The following is a 17,891-nucleotide window of genomic DNA, read 5'->3' as shown; positions in this document are numbered from 1 at the left end:
CAGGCGCCGTGCCGGTGCCGTCTTTCGGAGGGAACCGCCGTGACACTCGAAACCCACCGTCCGCAGACGGGCCCCGGCCTGCCCGCCGGGTTGACGCCGGACAGCGTGGAGCTGTTCCGGGCGCAGCTGCGCGGGACGCTCATCCAGCCGGGAGACGCCGACTACGCGGAGGCGTGCCAGCTGTACAACGCGATGATCCACAAGCATCCGGCCATGGTGGCCCGGTGCGCGGACGTGGCGGACGTCATCGCCGCGGTGGCCCTGGCGCGTGAGCGCAAGCTGCCCCTGGCCGTGCGCGGCGGCGGCCACAACGGCGGCGGCCTGGGGCTGGTGGATGACGGGCTGGTCATCGACCTGTCGCGCATGCGCGGCGTGCGCGTGGACCCCGAGGCCCGCACGGTGCGCGTCTCCGGCGGCGCCGTCTGGGGGGACGTGGACCACGCCACCCACGCCTTCGGGCTCGCGGTGCCCTCCGGCATCATCTCCACCACGGGCGTGGGCGGGCTCACGCTGGGCGGCGGCCTGGGACACCTCACGCGCCGCTTCGGCCTCACCATCGACAACCTGCTCGCCGTGGACATGGTGCTCGCGGACGGGCGCTTCGTCACCGCGAGCGAGGACAAGCACCCGGACCTGTTCTGGGCGGTGCGCGGCGGGGGCGGCAACTTCGGCGTGGTGACGTCGTTCCTCTTCCGGGCCAACCCCGTGGACACCATCCTCGGCGGCCCCACGCTCTGGCCCCTGGACCGCGCGGCGGAGGTGATGCGCTGGTACCGCGAGTTCCTCCCGAACGCGCCGGAGGACTTGAACGGCTTCTTCGCCTTCCTCACCGTGCCGCCCGCGCCGCCCTTCCCGGAGGAGCTGCACCTCCAGAAGATGTGCGCCGTCGTGTGGTGCTACACGGGCGACCCCGCGAAGGCGGACGCGCTGTTCGCGCCGGTGCAGGCGCTCAAGCCCGCGCTGCACGGCGTGATGCCCATGCCCTTCCCCATGCTCCAGAGCGTCTTCGACGCGCTCTATCCGCCGGGGCACCAGTGGTACTGGCGCGCGGACTTCGTGCGCGAGCTGCCGGACGCGGCCATCGAGCGCCACGTGGACTTCGCCAGCCGCTTGCCGTCCATGCAGTCCACCATGCACCTCTACCCCATTGACGGGGCGGCGCACCGCGTGGGCCCCAACGACACCGCCTTCCGCTTCCGCGACGCGCGCTGGTCGGAGGTCATCGTCGGGGTGGACCCGTCACCGGAGCGGGCAGGGGTCATCTCCGCCTGGGCGAAGGACTACTGGAGCGCGCTGCACCCGTACTCCGCGGGCGGCGCCTACGTGAACTTCATGATGGAGGAGGGCCAGGAGCGCGTGCAGGCCACCTACGGCGACAACTACCCGCGGCTGGTGGCGGTGAAGCAGCAATACGACCCCGGCAACCTCTTCCACGTGAACCAGAACATCCTGCCCGGGCCGGTGAAGCCCCCGAGCGTCGCGCACTGAAAGGCGCGCGCTCAGGCCTGGGCCTTGGGGGGGAGCGGCAGGTCGATGAGGAAGGTGGCGCCCTGGCCGGCGTCGCTGCGCAGGACCAGCTTGCCGTGGTGGCCCTCGACGATCTGCTTGGCGATGAAGAGGCCCAGCCCCAGGCCGTGCACGGAGCGGGGCGGGCCGCCGCGCTCGAAGCGCTCGAAGACGCGGTCCTGGTGCTCGGGCGGGATGCCCGGGCCACCGTCCGACACGTAGAGGATGAGCCGGTCGCCGTGCTTCCCGAGCCCGATGCCGAGCGGCGTGCCCGGCGCGTACTTGATGGCGTTGGACACCAGGTTCGTCAGCACCTGCTGCATGCGCGAGCGGTCCCACCACACGCGCAGGTTCAGCTCCGCCCGCAGTTGCAGGATGCAGCGGGCCTGCTCCATCTGCTCGCGGAAGGCGTCGAGGACCTCGTGGACCAGCTCCATCGGGTCGCTCTCTTCCATGTGGAAGTCCAGCTTGCCCGCGCGGATGCGTGAGACGTCCAGCAGCTCGTCCACCAGCCGCGACATCCGCTCCACCTGCCGCTGCGCGGACTCCATCGCCGCCGTCAGCTTCTCCGGGGAGGGCGGCTCGCCGCGCTTGGGGGACAGGCGCCGGCGCGTCATCTCCAGGTGCAGCATCAGCGCGGTGACGGGCGTCTTCAGCTCGTGGGACGCCACGCCCAGGAAGGTGTCGCGCGCGGAGAGCGCGTGCTGGAGGTCGTGCGTGAGGGCCTCCAGTTGCTGGCGCGCGCGGGTCCGCTCGCTCACCTCCTGCACCGCGACGAGCAGCCCCAGGATGTGGCCCTCGCCGTCGCGCTGCGCGTGGATGTCCATGTCCAGCAGCAGCTCCTTGAGGCCGCCCTGTCCGTCCGGCTGGCGCGCGGGCACCTCGCGGCCCACGAAGGGTTCGCCGGTGCGGTAGACGCGCTCCAGGTGCTGGAGCAGCACGCCGTGCCCGCCTTCCGGTTGCGCGTCGCGCGCGGACTTGCCCAGCATGTCCCGGCCCATCAGGTGCGCGAACAGCGGGTTGATGACCGTGAAGATGAGGTCCGGTCCCGTCATCACGCACATGGCCGTGGGCGCCTGCATGAAGAAGTCGGAGAGCTGCTGGCGCGCGCGTCCCAGCTGGAGCTGGCTGTCCACGCGCGCCTGCAGCTCGCGCGCGGAGAAGGGCTTCACCAGGTAGTCGTCCGCGCCGGCCTGGAGTCCTTCGATGCGGGCCTCCTCGCCCGCGCGCGCCGACAGCATGATGAAGGGGATGCCGCTGGTGCGCACGTCGGCGCGCAGCTTCTGGAGCAGCCCGAAGCCGTCCAGCCGGGGCATCATCACGTCGCTGAGGATGAGGTCCGGCTTCAGCTCGAGCGCCGCCGCGAAGGCCGCCTCGCCGTCCGCCACCGCGCGCACGCTCCAGTGCGGCGCCAGGAGGCCGCTCACGTACGCGCGCATGTCCGCGTTGTCGTCCGCGACGAGGATGCGCCCGCGCCCCTGCGGCAGCGCGAGCCCCGCGCCCAGCTCCCCCAGCGCGTTGGCCCGGGTGGGAGGCGTCACGAGCTCCGGCACCGACAGCGGGATGGACTCCGGCGCGTCCGGCAGCCAGCGCAGGGCCTCCTCGCTGAAGGCGGGCCCCAGCTTGCCCGCGTGCGTGGCCCCCTCCTCCTGCTGGACCTGTTCGGCGGGCAGGTGGGCGCTGCCCAGCGGCAGCTCCACGAAGAAGGTGCTGCCCTGGCCCTCCGTGCTCCGCACGCCCAGCGTTCCGCCGTGCAGCTTCACCAGCTCCTGGATGAGCGCCAGCCCGATGCCGGTGCCCTCGTGCGTGCGCCCGCGCGAGGACTCCACGCGGTGGAAGCGCTCGAACACGCGCGGCAGCTCCGCCTCCGGGATGCCCGTGCCGGTGTCCCGCACGGTGAGCCGCGCCTTCGCGCCCTGTCGCTCCAGCCGCACGGTGACGCCGCCGTCGAGCGTGAACTTGAACGCGTTGGAGAGCAGGTTGAGGACAACCTTCTCCCACATGTCCCGGTCCACGTAGACGGGCTCGCCCAGGTCCCGGGCGTCCACGGTGTACTGGAGCCCCGCCTTCTCCATCGCGGCGCGGAAGACGCTGGCCAGGTCCCCGGTGAGCCGCGCGAGGTCCGTGGGGTGGAAGCTCGCCTTCACCCGGCCCGCCTCGATGCGTGAGAAGTCCAGCAGCGAGTTGACCAGCTTCAACAGGCGCAGCGCGTTGCGGTGGGTGAGCTCCTGGCGCGCACGCTGGGCCGGCGGCAGGGGCGCGGACGTGTCCGCGAGCGACTCCTCCAGCGGGCCCAGGATGAGCGTGAGCGGCGTGCGGAACTCGTGCGACACGTTGGAGAAGAACGCCGTCTTCGCCCGGTCGATGGCGGCCAGCGCCTCCGCGCGCTGCGCCTCCGCCTCGTAGGCGCGCACGCTGACGACGGCGTTGGTGAGCGTGGCCTGGAGCTGCTCGTAGAAGCCGCGGTAGGCGTCATCCAGCGCGCGGCGGGGGCTCACGCCGGCCACGAGGTAGCCGAAGGGCTCCGCCATGCCGGCCGGGTGGATGGGCAGCACGCGCGCGTGCACGGGCGGCTCCTCGTACGGCCCCAGGTTCGTGCCCGCGTCCAGCGGCTCGCGCGGGACGCTCACGGTGTCCGCGCCCGCGGTGGCGAAGGGCCACGGCCCGTCCAGCCCGGTCTCCTCCGGGCTCCACGCGGTGCCCGGGGGCAGGCCCACGCCGCCCACCCACCGGACGCGGGGCGCGGCCTCGTCGCGGCGGTAGAAGAGGAGGAAGGGCACGTCGAGCGTGGCGTCCGGCTGCAGCTGCGACAGCGCGGCGCTGATGTCCTCCAGCGTCTTCACCTTGCCCAGCAGGGCGGACAGCTCGCGCAGCGTCTGCGTGCGCCGCGCGCTGAGCATCTTCTCCGTCACCTCCGTGATGGGGTGGAAGAGGCCGCCCACGCCCCCGGACTCGTCGCGGATGGGGCTGAAGGAGAAGGTCATGAAGGCCTCCTCCAGGTAGCCGTACCGGTCCAGGAACATGCGCTGGTTCTCGATGTACGAACCCGTACCCGTGCCCGCCTTCTCGAACACGCCGCCCACCACCGGCAGCGCCGTGGCCCAGCAGTCGCGGAAGGGCTGGCCCATGGACTCCGGGTGCTTCGCGCCGCAGATGGGCCGGTAGCTGTCGTTGTAGAGCTGCACGCGCTCCGGTCCCCACGCGATGAGGATGGGGAAGGTGGAGGACAGGCACAGGCTGACGGTCGTGCGCAGGCTCTGCGGCCACGTCTCCACCGGCCCGAGCGGCGTCTTCGACCAGTCCATGGAGCGGATCAACCGGCCCATCTCCCCGCCGCCCGACAGCCAGTCCATCCCAGCCTCCGGGGTGGGCACCGCCGTGGGACTGGCCTGGGGAGTGCTGGGGTGTCTCATGAGGCCTCGGAGGGGGGGGCGCCGGACTGGGATGTTCGTCCAATGAAACCATTCAAGAGATAGCGAAAATCTCCAGCGGGGGACCGGACCGGATGGAGCAAGTGTGAGCTTGCTTGCTTCCGCACCCGGTGGAGCTCAGGCAGAGGGCTGGGGCCGGCGCCGTTCCCGCGCGTGGCGCACGGCCAGCACGACGAGCAGCGCGGCCACGCCCGCCAGCGCGAGGAAGTGCTCCACCCGGCCCACGCCCTTCGCCACGCGGTCCACGCTCGCGGAGCCCAGGTAGCCCAGCGTCACCACCAGGGGCGAGCTCAGGCACAGCGCCAGCCCGTCCCAGAGGAGGAAGCGGCGCAGGGGCATGCCTTCCGCCGCGGCCATGGCGAACACCGGCACGCGCAGGACGGACAGGAACCGGCCGATGAAGACGACCCGGGGGCCGTGCTTCGCGTACAGCCCCTGGATGCGCTCGCGGCGCTCGGGCGGGAAGAGGCGGCGGGTGCGCCGGTGCGTGTACAGGGCCTGCCCCAGCCGCCGCGCCATGAGGAAGAGGACGGTGTCCCCGCACAGCACGCCCACGAAGCACAGCGCGATGGCGGCCGGCAGCGGCATGGCCCCCCGGTGCGACAGCACGCCCGCCGCCAGCTGCACCAGGTCCTCCGGGAACGGCAGCCCCAGTCCGCCCCCCACCAGCACGAGGAAGATGAGCGGGCCGGAGCCGTGCGTCAGCAAGAGCTGGAGCGGCGAAGCGGTCATCAGGGCTCCTCGGCCCGTCAGGGCTCGGGGAGGACGGCGCCGGCGCGGCGCTCCTGGCGGAAGAGGAGGACCTCCCGGACGATGATCTGCACGGTGGCCGCCACGGGCACGGCCACCACCGCGCCCACGATGCCCGCCAGCTCCACGCAGAAGAGCACGGCGAGCAGGGTGACGAGCGGGTTGACGTGCACGGTGCGCTTGAACACCAGCGGCGCCATCACGTTGCCCTCCAGCTGGCCGTAGAGGAGGAAGTAGATGAACACCGCCAGCGCCTTCCACAGGCCGCCGGTGGCCAGCGTGAGCAGCGTGATGATGCCGCCCGCGATGATGGGGCCCGCGTAGGGCACCAGGCTGGAGAAGCCGCTGGCCACGCCCAAGGGCAGGTAGAAGGGCATGCCCAGCACCGCCAGCATGGCGGTGGTGAGCGTGGCGTTGATGGCGCAGATGAGCGTGATGCCGGACAGGTAGCCGCCCGTCGCGCTGTACACGTTGCGCAGCACGCGCACGTACCGCAGCCGGTGGTCGGGCCGGGCCAGGTCCAGCAGGCGCCGCAGCACGCCGCCGCCGAACACCAGCATGAACACCACCAGGAAGAAGACGGTGAGCATGCCGCCCAGGAGGCCCACCACGCCGCCGATGGCGCTCATGATGAGCGAGGGCAGCGGCCCGGCCAGCTCCGGCGTGGCCTCCTCCAGCCGCTCGCTCCAGCCCAGGCTGTGCAGCCGCTGGTTGAGCGCGCGCAGGATGCCGGTGCCGCGGATCTGCTTCCACAGCTGCGGCCACTGCGTGACGAGCGCGTCCACCTGCGCCACCAGGTCCGGAATCACCAGCAGGCCCAGCGCCGTGATGGCGACGAACAGCGCGAACAGCACCAGCGTGATGGCCAGCCACCGCTTGAGGCCGCGCTTCTCCAGCCGCGACACGCCGTGCTCCAGCGACAGCGCGATGATCGCCGCGATGCCCGTGAGCGTGAGCGCCACGCGCGTCTTGGCGACGAGCACCACCAGGACCATCACGCCCAGCACCACGAGGCACACGGTGAACACCGTGCGGGGGGACACCTGGGACTTCGGCTGCGGACGGACTTCGGGCGCGGACACCAGTGGAGCTCCCCGGGGCGGGCCACCGGCTTCGGGCCCCATGCCCTGCGGATGCGACATCCCCCGCCCGGGGGCAACCACCGTCGTCTTCCAAGTGCGCGCGCCGGGCCCGGGCCCGCTCCAAGCGTCCGGAGGGTGACACCCGCCAGCCGCGAAGAGGCTCCGCCGGACGCAATCACCGGCCCGGTGGTTCGTCACCCGGACAGCCGGAATGGCCCGGCCTGGCCGCTGGCCCGTCCGTCCCCCCAAGGCCGGTTGCGCGTCCGCGACGCGACGGCGCCGCGCCGGGGCGTCCGGCACCTGACGCGCCGGGACGTCTTGGAAAAAGGGGACAGCACGCTTTGCCGGGCCCGCGCGTCAGACGGGGATGGGAACCTTCGTGGGAAGGGACTTTCGCGGGCCGGGAGAGGACACCATGAAAAAGATGGGTGAGCAGGAGCTGGAAGGGGTGCGGCGGGAGGCCCTCGAGACGGAAGCCCGGTGGCGTGGGCTGGCGAACAAGCTGGCGGAGCTGGGCGGCGAGGAGATGGACGCGCAGCTGCTGGTGACGTTCCGGAGCGCGCGGGACGCGGGCGCGGTGCCGCCGGACGCGGGCTTCTTCCTCGTCGCGCACATCCTGACGGCGATGGCGGACGAGGCCATCGCGGAGGATCCGCGCGTGCGGCTGCGCGCGGGCGAGCTGGACGCGATGGAGCGCGACTACGGCCTCACCGGCGAGGGCTGGCCGGAGGGTGACCTTCCGCCGGAGGAGTGGGAGGCCTTGTGCGTGGAGTACGAGCGGGCGTGTGACGAGGCGCGCGCCGCGTTCTTCCGCGCGTACGGCGAGGAGGAGATGGCGCGGCTGTACCTGGATCAGCGCGTCACCTTCCACCACCGCTTCGAGAGCGGGCGGCGCTTCTTCCACGGCCTGCCCATGCTGCCCACGCAGCTGCACTGAGCGGGAGGTCCGCTACACTCCGCCGCCTGGGTCTTCTTTTGGAGGCGGCGGATGCGAGTGGCGAGCCTGGCTGTGGCGGTGGGCTGTTGGGTGTGGGGCGCGCTGGCGTCCGGGGCGGTGCCCGGGCCGCCCGCGTCCACGCCCGCGCCCGCGCGGCTGGAGGCGAGCGCGGCGTACGACGCGCTCCAGCGCATGGTGCGCATCCGGGAGGTGTCGCTGTCGCCGGACGGCACGCGGGTGGCCTGGGTGGAGTCGGTGCCGGGGACCGCGGAGGCCGCGCGGCTCCAGGTGCGGGAGCTGGCGCACCCGGAGCGGGCCCCGGTGCGCGTCACCGCGTCGAAGGACGGCGCGCCGTGCGCGGAGGGCTCGCTGTCGTGGAGCCCGGACGGCCGGCAGCTCGCGTTCCTCTCCACGGCGGGCGAGGGCCGCGCGCGGCAGCTCTACGTGGCGGACGCGTCGGGGACGGGCGGGCCCGCGCGAAGGCTCACGACGTTGAAGGGCGTGCTGGCGGCGCCGAAGTGGTCGCCGGACGGGAAGGCCGTGGGGCTGCTCGTCATTGAAGGCTCGGAGGACGCGCTGGGGCCGCGGGGACCGGCGGCGCGGGAGACGGGCGTGGTGCAGGCGTCCCCGCCGGTGAAGCGCTTCGCGGTGGTGACGGCGGAGGACGCGCGGCTGCGGCTCGTGTCGCCTGCGGGCCTGTTCATCCACGAGTACGCGTGGAGCCCGGATGGCGCCCGCGTGGCGGTGACGGCCTCGTTGCCGCCGGGGGATGCGAACTGGTGGACCGCGCGGGTGTACGCGGTGGAGGCGGGGACGGGGGAGACGTCGCTGTTGCACGCGCCCCGGTGGCAGGTGGCGGAGCCCGCGTGGAGCCCGGACGGCCGGCGGCTCGCGTTCATCGAGGGCCTGATGAGCGACGAGGGCAACACGGGCGGGGACGTGCTCGTGGTGTCGGTGCCGGAGCGGCTGGCGGCGAAGGTGCGGTTCGGGGAGAAGGCGGTGCTGCCTCCGAAGGTTCCGCCCGCGCGCAACGTGACTGACGGGTTGAAGGCGACGGCCACGGACCTCTTCTGGCCCACGGCGGAGCGGCTGGTGTTCGGGGCGCAGGCGCAGGGCGAGGCCGCGCTGATGGCGGTGGCGCCGGGCGGCGGGGAGGTGACGACGCTGTGGAAGGGGCCCGAGCACGTGGCGGTGTCGCTGGGGAAGGACGGCGTGACGAGCGCGGTGGTGCGCGACTCCTTCACGCAGCCGCCGGAGGTGTGGACGGGGCCGGTGGGGGCGTGGAAGCCGCTGACGCGCCTCAACGCGGGCGTGCGCGTGCAGGTGGGCGACGTGCGCAGCGTGACGTGGACGCGCGACGGGCAGTCCGTGCAGGGCTGGCTGGTGTTGCCGGTGCCGGACGCGTCCGGCCGCAAGGCGCCCATGGTGACGGTGGTGCACGGGGGGCCGGCGGCGGGCGTGCTGTCGGCGTTCAGTCCGCAGACGGCGCTGTTCGTGGCGAGGGGCTACGCGGTGTTCATGCCCAACCCGCGCGGCAGCTATGGCCAGGGCGAGGCGTTCGTGCAGGCGAACCGCCGGGACTTCGGCTTCGGGGACTTCGACGACGTGCTGGCGGGGCTGGATGCCGTCTTGGCGTCAGCGCCGGTGGACCCGGCGCGGCAGGGCATCACGGGGTGGAGCTACGGCGGCTTCCTGACGATGTGGGCGGTGACGCGGACGCAGCGCTTCCAGGCGGCGGTGGCGGGCGCGGGCATCGCGAACTGGCAGAGCTACTACGGCACGAACCACATCGACACGTGGATGCTGCCGTACTTCGGGGCGTCGGTGTACGACGAGCCGGAGGTGTACACGCGCTCCTCGCCCATCAACGGCGTGAAGCAGGTGCGCACGCCCACGCTGGTGCTGCACGGCGAGCGGGACGTGGAGGTGCCCGCGTCGCAGGGCTACGAGTTCCACAAGGCGCTGAAGACGCTGGGGGTGAAGACCCAGTTGGTCATCTACGCGGATGAAGGCCACGGCCTGCGCAAGCCCGAGCACCAGAAGGACCGGCTCTTGCGCACGCTGGACTGGTTCGACGCGAACCTGCCCGCGCCGGCGGAGTCGAAGCCGAAGGTGCGGGCGCCGGCGCGCTGAGCTCGTGCTGGGGGTTCAGAGCTCCGCGAACAGGTCGACCGCCGCCTGGGCCAGCAAGGCCTGCTCTTCCTTTTCCAGGCTCGCGGCATAAGCGATGACGTCCCGAGGCCCTGGTGCCTCGGTGTTCCAGAAGAGGCTGAGCAACCTGTCCCGGAGCGCCTGCCCCACTTCACCCGCCTGCTGCAGCGATGCCCGCACCGTCTGGGTACCCACGAGCTTGACGTAGGCGAACATGTCGAAGCTGTCCTTCGTCTTGTCGGGGCGCTGTTCGCGTTTGGCTCGCTCCTTCATCGTGAGGAAGCCCACGGCATCCGGTAGCAGGATCCGCGGCGGCTTCCCCTCGACAAGGACCACGGGGTGACTTCGACGAAGTGCCACCCGTGCGTCCGGCAGCGGCGTCATGCGGGTGGGCAGCTCGTCGGGCTCGACGTCCTCGGGCCTGAAGAGATCCACGTCCATCTGCCCACCGGGCAGGGTCTTCGACCAGCGGAACTCCCGGGTCCTCGCATAGCCCCGCTGCTTGAGGACATCCGGAAGGCGCTCGGCCATGAAGTCCGCGCCGTCCAGGTCGAACAACAGATCCGGCTCGTATGAGAAGCCTCGCTCGACCACGATGCCGGTATCGGTCTCGATGGAGATGACCCCGGTTCCACCCCGCTGGCGGGACTCCAGCGCGAGGACCTGCCCGCCAATGAGCATGACGCGGCTGGAAAGGTCTCCCAGGTCGAGCATCAGCTCGCCCAGCTCACCGAGGATCTCGTCGAAGCGCTCTTCGTCCGTCATCAAGGCTCGTCCGAAAGAGGGAGGGTCCGTGCGAAGCGCCGCACCAACTCCTCCGCCTGTTCGGTTCCCCTGCCGCCACTCTGGTGGAAATCCACGGCCAGCTGGGGCAGCGCGACCGCTGGACCGTGCGGGAGCAGCCGCTGTGCATGGTAGATGCCGCCTGCGTCGGTTTCGGCGGCTGGCTCCGGGCGAAGCACGAAGAAGTTGTGTGGGGTCATCCGGCGCAGTCCGAAAGCTGAGACGGCTGCCTCAAGGGAGCCCGACAGGTAGATGCCGTGGGGGACTCCGGAGACGGACCGTTCGTCGGGTCGCAGGGCGCTTGCCAGCGTGAAGGTGGAGCGGATGCCCTGGGAGGTCAGCAAGGCATGGGCCTTGTGGAGCAGGTCCGGCGTCGTGGAGGGAGCGTTGAACCCTTCCCGGGTGACGGCCGTCGGCTTGTCGCTCGTCAGCCATGCCCTCAGCAGTGACGCCGGATCACGAAGCCGGAAGCCGACGCTGCGGCCTCCTTCGACGAAGCCCTCCTTCAAGAGTCTCGTCGTGACCCCATGCGCGTAGGAGTAGCTCGTCTGGGTCTGCTCGGAGAGCGCGCGAATGGTCCAACGCTGGTCGGGGGACTGGAGCAGGACGCGCACGAGCCGGCATCCCTTGCCATGGAACAGGGGCTCGCGAGGCGTTCGCTCCAGGGGCCGGTGCCCTTGCACCCGGATGAAGGTGCTTCCCGTGCGCAGGAAGAGCGTTCCGCGCATGTCGATCAGGCCCAACTCCTCGCGCTCGCAGAGGTCGATGACGTTGGCGGAGGCTGAGTCCGTGACGAGCAGCGGAAGTCGCAAGGTGGGCAGCGAGCGCGGATCCGCGTCCCTGCGTTGGAGCTGCTCGCGCAGGGCGAGCAGCTTCTCGCGTTGGCTCAGCACGTCTGCTGGGAACAAGGGGGCGCGATACCCCAACAACACGGGAACACGAACCTCCGGGAGCTGGACCTCCGCGAGGTCGTAGAGGGACTCCCCCCTGGGGCCCACCCGGGACACCACGACTGCCTCCTGGTGCACCAGCTTGACGCCACGCGGGAGAGGCGGCGGATTCCGCCAGAACTCGTCACGGAAGTGGGAAGGACCGGGTCTCATTCAATTCTGTCGATATTGGAGCTTGGGCCTCAAATAGTAGGCTTTAACGGCCTCACTATGGGCAATATCGACAGAATTGGCGGAAAGGTCAGGGGCCGCCGCGGACGCCGGGTTCGGCGGGGGCCACGAGCGAATTGAGCACCTGGTCGCGCCACTGGCCGTTGATGAGGAGGTAGTCGCGGGCGTAGCCCTCGGGGATGAAGCCGAGGCGGCGGAGGACGGCGGCGCTGCGCAGGTTCTCCGGCAGGTGGCTGGCCTGGAGCCGGTGCAGGCCCATGGCGCCGAAGGCGAAGTCGCAGAAGGCGTGGAGGGCCTCGGTCATGAGGCCCTTGCCCTCGTGGCGGTGGTCCAGGCCATAGCCCAGGTCCGCGGCCTGGAGCGGCCCCCGGCGGATGTGCGCGAGCGTGGCGTTGCCGATGACGGGCGCGAGCGCCAGGGACTGGCCCTTGGGGAGGAGGAACACGCGCAGGGACACGTCGTGGCGGAAGTCCTCGCGGTCCTGGGCCAGGCGCGTGCGCCAGTAGGCGGTGGAGAAGAAGGTCGCCGGACGGGCCGGGGACACCGGGCCCAGGTGGTCCTTGTTGGCCACGTGGTACGCCAAGACGCGCTCCGCCGCGTCGGGCGGCAGCAGCATCAGGTGCAGGCGCTCGGTGGTGAGCAGGACGGGCGACTTGTCGGTCATGGGGGCTTGAGTCAGGCCGGGCCGTTACCACTCATGACGGCGTCTTCGTGGAGCTTCTTGAAGGTCTCGTTCCGGTTCGTGGAACGCACCAGTGCATCCAGTTCCGCCGGACCGATGGCGACGACCAGGTGGTCGTCCTTCCGGAAGGTGGCGGAGCGGCTGTGGAAGCCCTCGGTGAAGCCTCCGGCCGCGACGAAGAAGCCCAGTCGGCAGCGTCCACCCCGGTTCACGAGCTTGTCTCGGAAGATGATCAGCTCGTTGGGTCCCACGTGCTTCGACCAGTTCTTGCACTCGACGAGGATGTAGGCGCTGGTCTCGCGGGCCCAGAACGGGTCCTGGGATTCGTTGCGGATGGTGATGTCGATCTCTTCGTCCACGCTGGTCTGGCGCGTGTTGGTGTTCATCAGACCCGGCACGGTCTTGAACAGGAGGACCATGAGTTCCTCCAGCAGGAGGCCCTTGCGGTTGCCGTTGGTTTCAGTCTGGCAGGCGGCCCACAGGTCCTGGATCTCCTTCTCCCTCTGGGCCTGGGTGAGCGAGGCGAGGCGGCGCTCCCGCACGGCTTCGGAGGCGTTGCGCACCTTGATGCGCAACATCATGGGAAGGGTGGGGACCTTCTCCAGGTAGTCGTAGGCGCCGTCCTTGAAGGCCCGTTCAATCATCTTCGCATCGGCGTAGGCGGTCGCGACGATGACCTTGGCGCCCGTGGGGACGATCTCCGAGATGAGGTCGATGCCGGAGTCTCCTCCGGAGGAGCCCTGGAGGCGCTGGTCGAGCACGACGACGTCCCAGGAGGACTCCTGGATGCGGGCCTGGGCGGTCTTCTTGTCAGGGGCCCATTCGACGCGGTAGCCCTCGGGGACGAGGATGTCCTGATAGGTCTCGAAGAAGGGCCGCTCGTCGTCGACGACCAATACGGTGCCTGGAGGAGTCATCGTGGGGTCCTCTCTGCCACAGGCAGGCGCATCCGGAAACGGGCACCGCCATCGGGTTTGTCCACGCAGACAACCTTGCCGCGCAACTCGTCGACGACTTCCTTGACCAGGGCCAAGCCCTCTCCTGCGCCGCCGGAGCGGAGGGAGATGCCGCGCTGGAAGATGCGCTCATGGTCCTCGGGGCGGATGCCAGGGCCGTCATCGTCCACGGTCAGGAGGAGGTTTCGCTGATTGTCCTCCAGGACGCAGTCGATGAGGACTTGCTGCGCACCGGCCTGCTCGGCGTTGCGCAGCAGGTTGACGATGGCGAGCACGAAGCGCTCCCGGTAACCCGACAAGGAAGGGAGATCCGGGGCCACATGAAGCTGGATGCGCAGTGACGTGGCGAGGCTGGCGACCGCGTCCGCGAGGACTCGGAGAACGTTGAAGTCTTCGCGAGCGCGTGCTGCCAACTCGGAGGTCTTGAGCAGGTCCGTAACGAACTTCAGCGCACGGTCAATGCCAGGGTCGATGCGAGGGCGAAAGCGGGAGATCTCCGCTTCGCTCTGACTTCCCATCATGGAGTTGTAGAGCGCCCCCAGGGCGATCTGCGCGGGGATGAGGGCATTCCTTATTTCGTGGACGACCAGCCGGGCTTGCCGAGCAGTTGCAATAGCCGAGGAACTGAAGACCGTGTCGAGACCGGGTTTGCCGTCACCTTCCTTCTCCAATGCAGTCAGCGACTCGTCCTGGCTGAGCGTGGCCGCCAGGACGGAGAAGGGCGTTTCCATGGGGGCAAGCAGGACTTCCAGAAGGCGCTTTCCCTCGTTCAAGAGCCTGTAACCGTTGAAGACGCTCCGATGCGGACCCCGGACTTCCTCTACGATTTCAAGGATGCCCAGCGACCCAAGTCTCCTGAGGGTCGCCCAGGAGTGTGCGAGTTCAGAAACCTCCCAGTCGGTTTCGGTGCGAACGTCCTCCGGTTTTTGGAGAAGGTAACCAGCGGTTTCCCTGCTCAGCCGCCAGTCGTCGATGGGGCCTATGGATTGAGCCGCCTCGACTTGAAGAAGCCATTGGATGGCATCTCGGCCGCTCAAGCCTAGGAGGACGTCTCCAATGGGACCTACCTCCTGGCGATTCGCCATCTTGCGAACAGCACGAACCTCCATGGCGTACTTCGCGAGCCCGTTGAGTTGGGATGTACCTCGAGGCCCCTGATGCCATGCTTTGGCGGCCAGACGGTCGATTTCCAATTGGCGAGTCAGGGATGAGGCCCGCATGCTGATTCCCATGCGGCGAGTCATTCCTATGAGCACATGCTCTTCAATGACATCGCGCGACTCGCCATGCAGGAAGCCTTCCTGAAGCAGGATGGCAAGGTTGCGGGCGAAGCTCACGACGTGATCATCCGCGGTCCATTCTTGATGGAGCTGGAGCAGGCGTCCGGTAGGAAGTTCTCCGGGTTCCCGCTCGAAATGTTCGACGAGCCGGATGAACTCCGCCCGCACCCAGCTGGCTTCTGGCACGAAGAGACGTGGAGCCGGATGGCCGTCCTGCGCCGAGCGCACGTTCTGAAGATGCTCCTTCAGTTCTTCGATGAAGCTCATGGACCGGCATCCTCCCACCAAGCACGCGCGCTTGCTCACGGATGATGCAGCAGGGGCCCGCCGCGTTCCTTCCGCGACGAGCCCCCAGATCCAACCCTCTAGTTCACACCGTTACTGCCCGTGGTCCATGGGCTGCTGCGGCACCTGCTGCTCGGCGCCGCCGCCACCCGTGCCCTGCTCGGGCTGCGGGCTCTGATGGTCGATGCCGGCTCCGTGCGGCTCGGCCGGGTTGCCGCTGCCGCCCGTGCTGTCCGGCTGCGCGTTCTGGCCCTGCTCATGGTTGCCCTGGGGCGGCGGCTGCTCGGCGCCGCTGCCTCCCACGCCGCCCGAGCGCGACGGCTGCGCTCCGGCCACGTTGCGCTCCACCACGATCTCCACGCGGCGGTTGTTCGCGCGGCCCTCCGCCGTGCCGTTCGACGCCACCGGCCGCTCCTCACCCATGCCGCGGATCTGGATGCGCTCCGCCGGCACGCCCTGGTTCACCAGGAAGTTCCGCACGCTCTCCGCGCGGCGCTCCGACAGTTGCTCGTTGTAGTCGTCCGTGCCGCGCGAGTCCGTGTGGCCCTCGATGAGCAGCGGGTTCTTCGACTCCTTCAGCGCCGTGGCCACGTCCGACAGCCGGTCGCGCGCCGCCGGCAACAGCTCCGTCGCGTTCGTCGCGAAGAGCACGCTGCCCGACAACGTCACCACCGTGCCGCGCGCCTCCTCGCGCACCTTCACGTTCTCGTCCTGCAGCCGCGTCAGCGCCTGCGACGCGCGCTGCTCCGCCTGGAGCCGCGCCTGGCGCTCCTGCTCCAGCTCCTGCGTGCGCTGCTGGAGCTGCTGGTTCAGCTCGGCCAGCCGCTGCGCCTCGGCCTGCTGCTGCTGCAGGCGCTGCTGCATCTCCGCTTCCATCTGCTGACGCTGCTGCGCGTCCGCGGTGCGCATGCGCTCGGCCTCCTGCGCGCGCTGGGCCTCGAGCTGCTGGCGCTGCTGGTCGAACTGCTGGCGCTGCTGCTCATACAGCTGGCGCTGCTGCTCGTACCTCGCGCGCTCCTCCTCCTGCTGACGCGTGAGCGTCTGCGCGCGTGCCTCCTGCTGCTGGCGCAGGGCCGCTTCCGCCTGGGCCCGCTGCTGCGCCGCCAGGTCCGCCTCGCCGCGCGCCTCGGCGATCTCCGCCTTGCGCAGGGCCACGTACGCCAGCGAGCGCGTCTTCACCGACCCCTTGCTCTCCGCGTACTCGTTCTCCGCCTCCTGCAGGGCCGCCCGGGCCGCCGCCACGTCCGCGGGGCGCTCGCGGCCCTCGGGGCTCGTGGACACCTCGCGGTAGGCCTGGCGCGCCGCGGTCAATTCACTGGGCGGAGGACCGTGGGCACACCCCACCGAGAGCGCCGAGGCTCCCGCGACCGCCAACCATCCAAGTTTCCAACGCTGCATGACTCGCTCCTCACAAGGCTAGAGGTAGGGGACTCACTGACCGCGGATGGACTCGACCTGCTCGGAAGCCCGCCGCGCCTCGTTCTTCAGGGGCACCGCGCGCGCCAGCGCCGCCGCGAGGTCCGCGTCCGCCGCCGCCTGACGGAAGCGCAGCTCCGCGGCCTCCTGCTCGCCCTCCTGGATCAGCCGCTCACCGTCGGCGATCTGCTGGCGGGCGAACTCCAGGTGCCGCGCGGCCTCGGGCACGTTCGGCGCCTGCGAGTTCTCCGCCGAGCGGAGCGCGGCCTCCGCCTGGACGCGCTGCTGATGGGTGGACGTGGGAATCACCTGCTTGCTGGCACAGCCAAGGGCCGCGACGCAGAGCAGGGCGGCGGCGAACAGCTTCGGGCGCATGGATCACCTCATGCCGGTGGAATGCTGGGACGCTCCGGCGCGGCCCAGAGGGAGTCGGTCAGAAAATGGGCGGTGTGCACGCAGTCGGCATCGGCGACCCGTCCCCGCCAGGCACGCTGGCCAAGGGGGTTGACAGGCGTCGTGTAGGGAACGAGGCGCACAGGCGGGAGACGCCGCGCAGGGCCGGTTCCCGTCAGGGCCCCGTACAGGCTGCTGGCCGCGCGGCGGGAGGGACGCTAGAGGAGGAGCATGCGCCTGCACCTCGTGGACGGCACGTATGAGCTGTACCGGGCCCACTACTCGCCCCGGCCGGGCACCACCGCGCCGGACGGTCGCGACGTGAAGGCCACGGCGGGCGTGATGGATTCCCTGCTCGCCCTCCTGCACGACGAGCAGGAGGCCGTGACGCACGTGGCGGTCGCGTTCGACAACCCCATCCGCTCGTTCCGCAACGCGCTGTTCGCCGGTTACAAGGGGGACGAGGGCGTGCCGCCGGAGCTGCGCGCGCAGTTCGACCTGGTGGAGGAAGCCGTGGCGGCGCTGGGCGTGCGCGTCTGGTCCATGAAGGACCAGGAGGCGGACGACGCGCTGGCCACCGCGGCGGCGCGCTGGGCGGGCGAGGTGGAGCAGGTGCGGCTGCTCACGCCGGACAAGGACCTGGGCCAGTGCGTGCGCGGCCAGCGCGTGGTGCAGGTGGACCGGCGGCAGCAGAAGGTGATGGACGCAGAAGCGGTGAAGGCGAAGCTGGGCGTGGCGCCAGAGAGCGTGCCGGACCTGCTGGCGCTGATGGGCGACGACGCGGACGGCATCCCGGGGCTGCCGGGCTTCGGGGCGAAGGGCGCCTCGGCGGTGCTCCAGGCGTATGGACACCTGGAGGCCATCCCGGACAGCGCGGCGGAGTGGACGGTGAAGGTGCGGGGCGCGGACAAGCTGGCGGCGACGCTGAAGGCGCACCGCGAGGACGCGCGGCTGTACCGCACGCTGGCCACGTTGGTGGAGGACGCGCCGCTGCCGGGCACGGCGTCGCTCGCGGACCTGGAGTGGAAGGGCGTGCCGGAAGCGCGCTTCAAGGCGTTCTGTGAAGGATTGGGATTGAAGAGCCTCCAGCGCCGGCCGAAGCGCTGGGCGGCATGAGG

The 17,891-nt window shown here is 70.5% G+C and carries 14 protein-coding genes; 4 read left to right on the top strand and 10 right to left on the bottom strand.

What is annotated here, in order from left to right; genetic code table 11:
- Nucleotides 1-39: 39 nt before the first annotated feature.
- Entirely contained in the window at nt 40-1,488 is a 1,449-nt protein-coding gene (locus NR792_RS25300) for an FAD-binding oxidoreductase (RefSeq protein ID WP_375755249.1), read from the top strand.
- Nucleotides 1,489-1,499: 11 nt separating this feature from the next.
- Here NR792_RS25300 and NR792_RS25295 read toward each other — a convergent pair whose 3' ends face one another.
- The 3 genes from NR792_RS25295 to NR792_RS25285 form a co-directional block, all read right to left on the bottom strand.
- A complete protein-coding gene (locus tag NR792_RS25295) occupies nt 1,500-4,859 on the bottom strand; it encodes an ATP-binding protein (RefSeq protein ID WP_375755248.1) in 3,360 nt (1,119 codons plus the stop codon).
- A 195-nt stretch (nt 4,860-5,054) separates the two neighbouring features.
- Nucleotides 5,055-5,669: a DedA family protein gene (locus NR792_RS25290; protein ID WP_375755247.1), complete on the bottom strand. Its 615-nt coding sequence runs from the start codon at nt 5,667-5,669 to the stop codon at nt 5,055-5,057.
- Nucleotides 5,670-5,686: 17 nt separating this feature from the next.
- Complete coding sequence (locus NR792_RS25285) at nt 5,687-6,769, bottom strand: AI-2E family transporter (protein ID WP_375755246.1); 1,083 nt, start codon at nt 6,767-6,769, stop codon at nt 5,687-5,689.
- A 415-nt stretch (nt 6,770-7,184) separates the two neighbouring features.
- On the opposite strand from NR792_RS25285, the gene NR792_RS25280 reads away from it, so the two are divergent.
- Together NR792_RS25280 and NR792_RS25275 are read left to right on the top strand one after the other, a co-directional pair.
- Nucleotides 7,185-7,706 (top strand): hypothetical protein, encoded by a 522-nt coding sequence (locus NR792_RS25280; protein ID WP_375755245.1) that lies wholly within the window; start codon nt 7,185-7,187, stop codon nt 7,704-7,706.
- Between the two features lie 51 nt (nt 7,707-7,757).
- Nucleotides 7,758-9,839: a prolyl oligopeptidase family serine peptidase gene (locus tag NR792_RS25275; RefSeq protein ID WP_375755244.1), complete on the top strand. Its 2,082-nt coding sequence runs from the start codon at nt 7,758-7,760 to the stop codon at nt 9,837-9,839.
- 15 nt (nt 9,840-9,854) lie between these two features.
- Here NR792_RS25275 and NR792_RS25270 read toward each other — a convergent pair whose 3' ends face one another.
- From NR792_RS25270 to NR792_RS25240, 7 genes are all read right to left on the bottom strand, one after another.
- Entirely contained in the window at nt 9,855-10,622 is a 768-nt protein-coding gene (locus NR792_RS25270) for a hypothetical protein (RefSeq protein WP_375755243.1), read from the bottom strand.
- Nucleotides 10,622-11,668 carry a hypothetical protein gene (locus NR792_RS25265; protein ID WP_375755242.1) on the bottom strand — a complete coding sequence of 349 codons (1,047 nt, stop codon included), beginning with the start codon at nt 11,666-11,668 and terminating at the stop codon, nt 10,622-10,624. The genes NR792_RS25270 and NR792_RS25265 overlap by 1 nt, the downstream gene beginning before the upstream one ends.
- A 163-nt stretch (nt 11,669-11,831) precedes the next feature.
- Nucleotides 11,832-12,425 carry a GNAT family N-acetyltransferase gene (locus tag NR792_RS25260; protein WP_375755241.1) on the bottom strand — a complete coding sequence of 198 codons (594 nt, stop codon included), beginning with the start codon at nt 12,423-12,425 and terminating at the stop codon, nt 11,832-11,834.
- An 11-nt stretch (nt 12,426-12,436) separates the two neighbouring features.
- Nucleotides 12,437-13,360 (bottom strand): response regulator, encoded by a 924-nt coding sequence (locus NR792_RS25255; protein WP_375755240.1) that lies wholly within the window; start codon nt 13,358-13,360, stop codon nt 12,437-12,439.
- Nucleotides 13,357-14,946, bottom strand: a complete 1,590-nt coding sequence (locus NR792_RS25250; RefSeq protein WP_375755239.1) for a sensor histidine kinase — start codon at nt 14,944-14,946, stop codon at nt 13,357-13,359. Before NR792_RS25250 ends, NR792_RS25255 begins: the two co-directional genes overlap by 4 nt.
- A 111-nt stretch (nt 14,947-15,057) precedes the next feature.
- Nucleotides 15,058-16,362, bottom strand: a complete 1,305-nt coding sequence (locus NR792_RS25245) for an OmpA family protein (RefSeq protein ID WP_375755238.1) — start codon at nt 16,360-16,362, stop codon at nt 15,058-15,060.
- A 33-nt stretch (nt 16,363-16,395) separates the two neighbouring features.
- Nucleotides 16,396-16,755 carry a DUF4398 domain-containing protein gene (locus tag NR792_RS25240; protein WP_375755237.1) on the bottom strand — a complete coding sequence of 120 codons (360 nt, stop codon included), beginning with the start codon at nt 16,753-16,755 and terminating at the stop codon, nt 16,396-16,398.
- Between the two features lie 249 nt (nt 16,756-17,004).
- On the opposite strand from NR792_RS25240, the gene NR792_RS25235 reads away from it, so the two are divergent.
- The gene (locus NR792_RS25235; protein ID WP_375755236.1) at nt 17,005-17,889 is read left to right on the top strand and encodes a 5'-3' exonuclease H3TH domain-containing protein; all 885 of its coding nucleotides are present in this window, start codon (nt 17,005-17,007) and stop codon (nt 17,887-17,889) included.
- Nucleotides 17,890-17,891 lie beyond the last annotated feature (2 nt).

Source organism: Corallococcus exercitus, from assembly GCF_042231735.1.
Taxonomy (GTDB): Bacteria; Myxococcota; Myxococcia; order Myxococcales; family Myxococcaceae; genus Corallococcus; species Corallococcus exercitus_B.
This window is presented reverse-complemented; position numbering and strand designations above follow the sequence as displayed.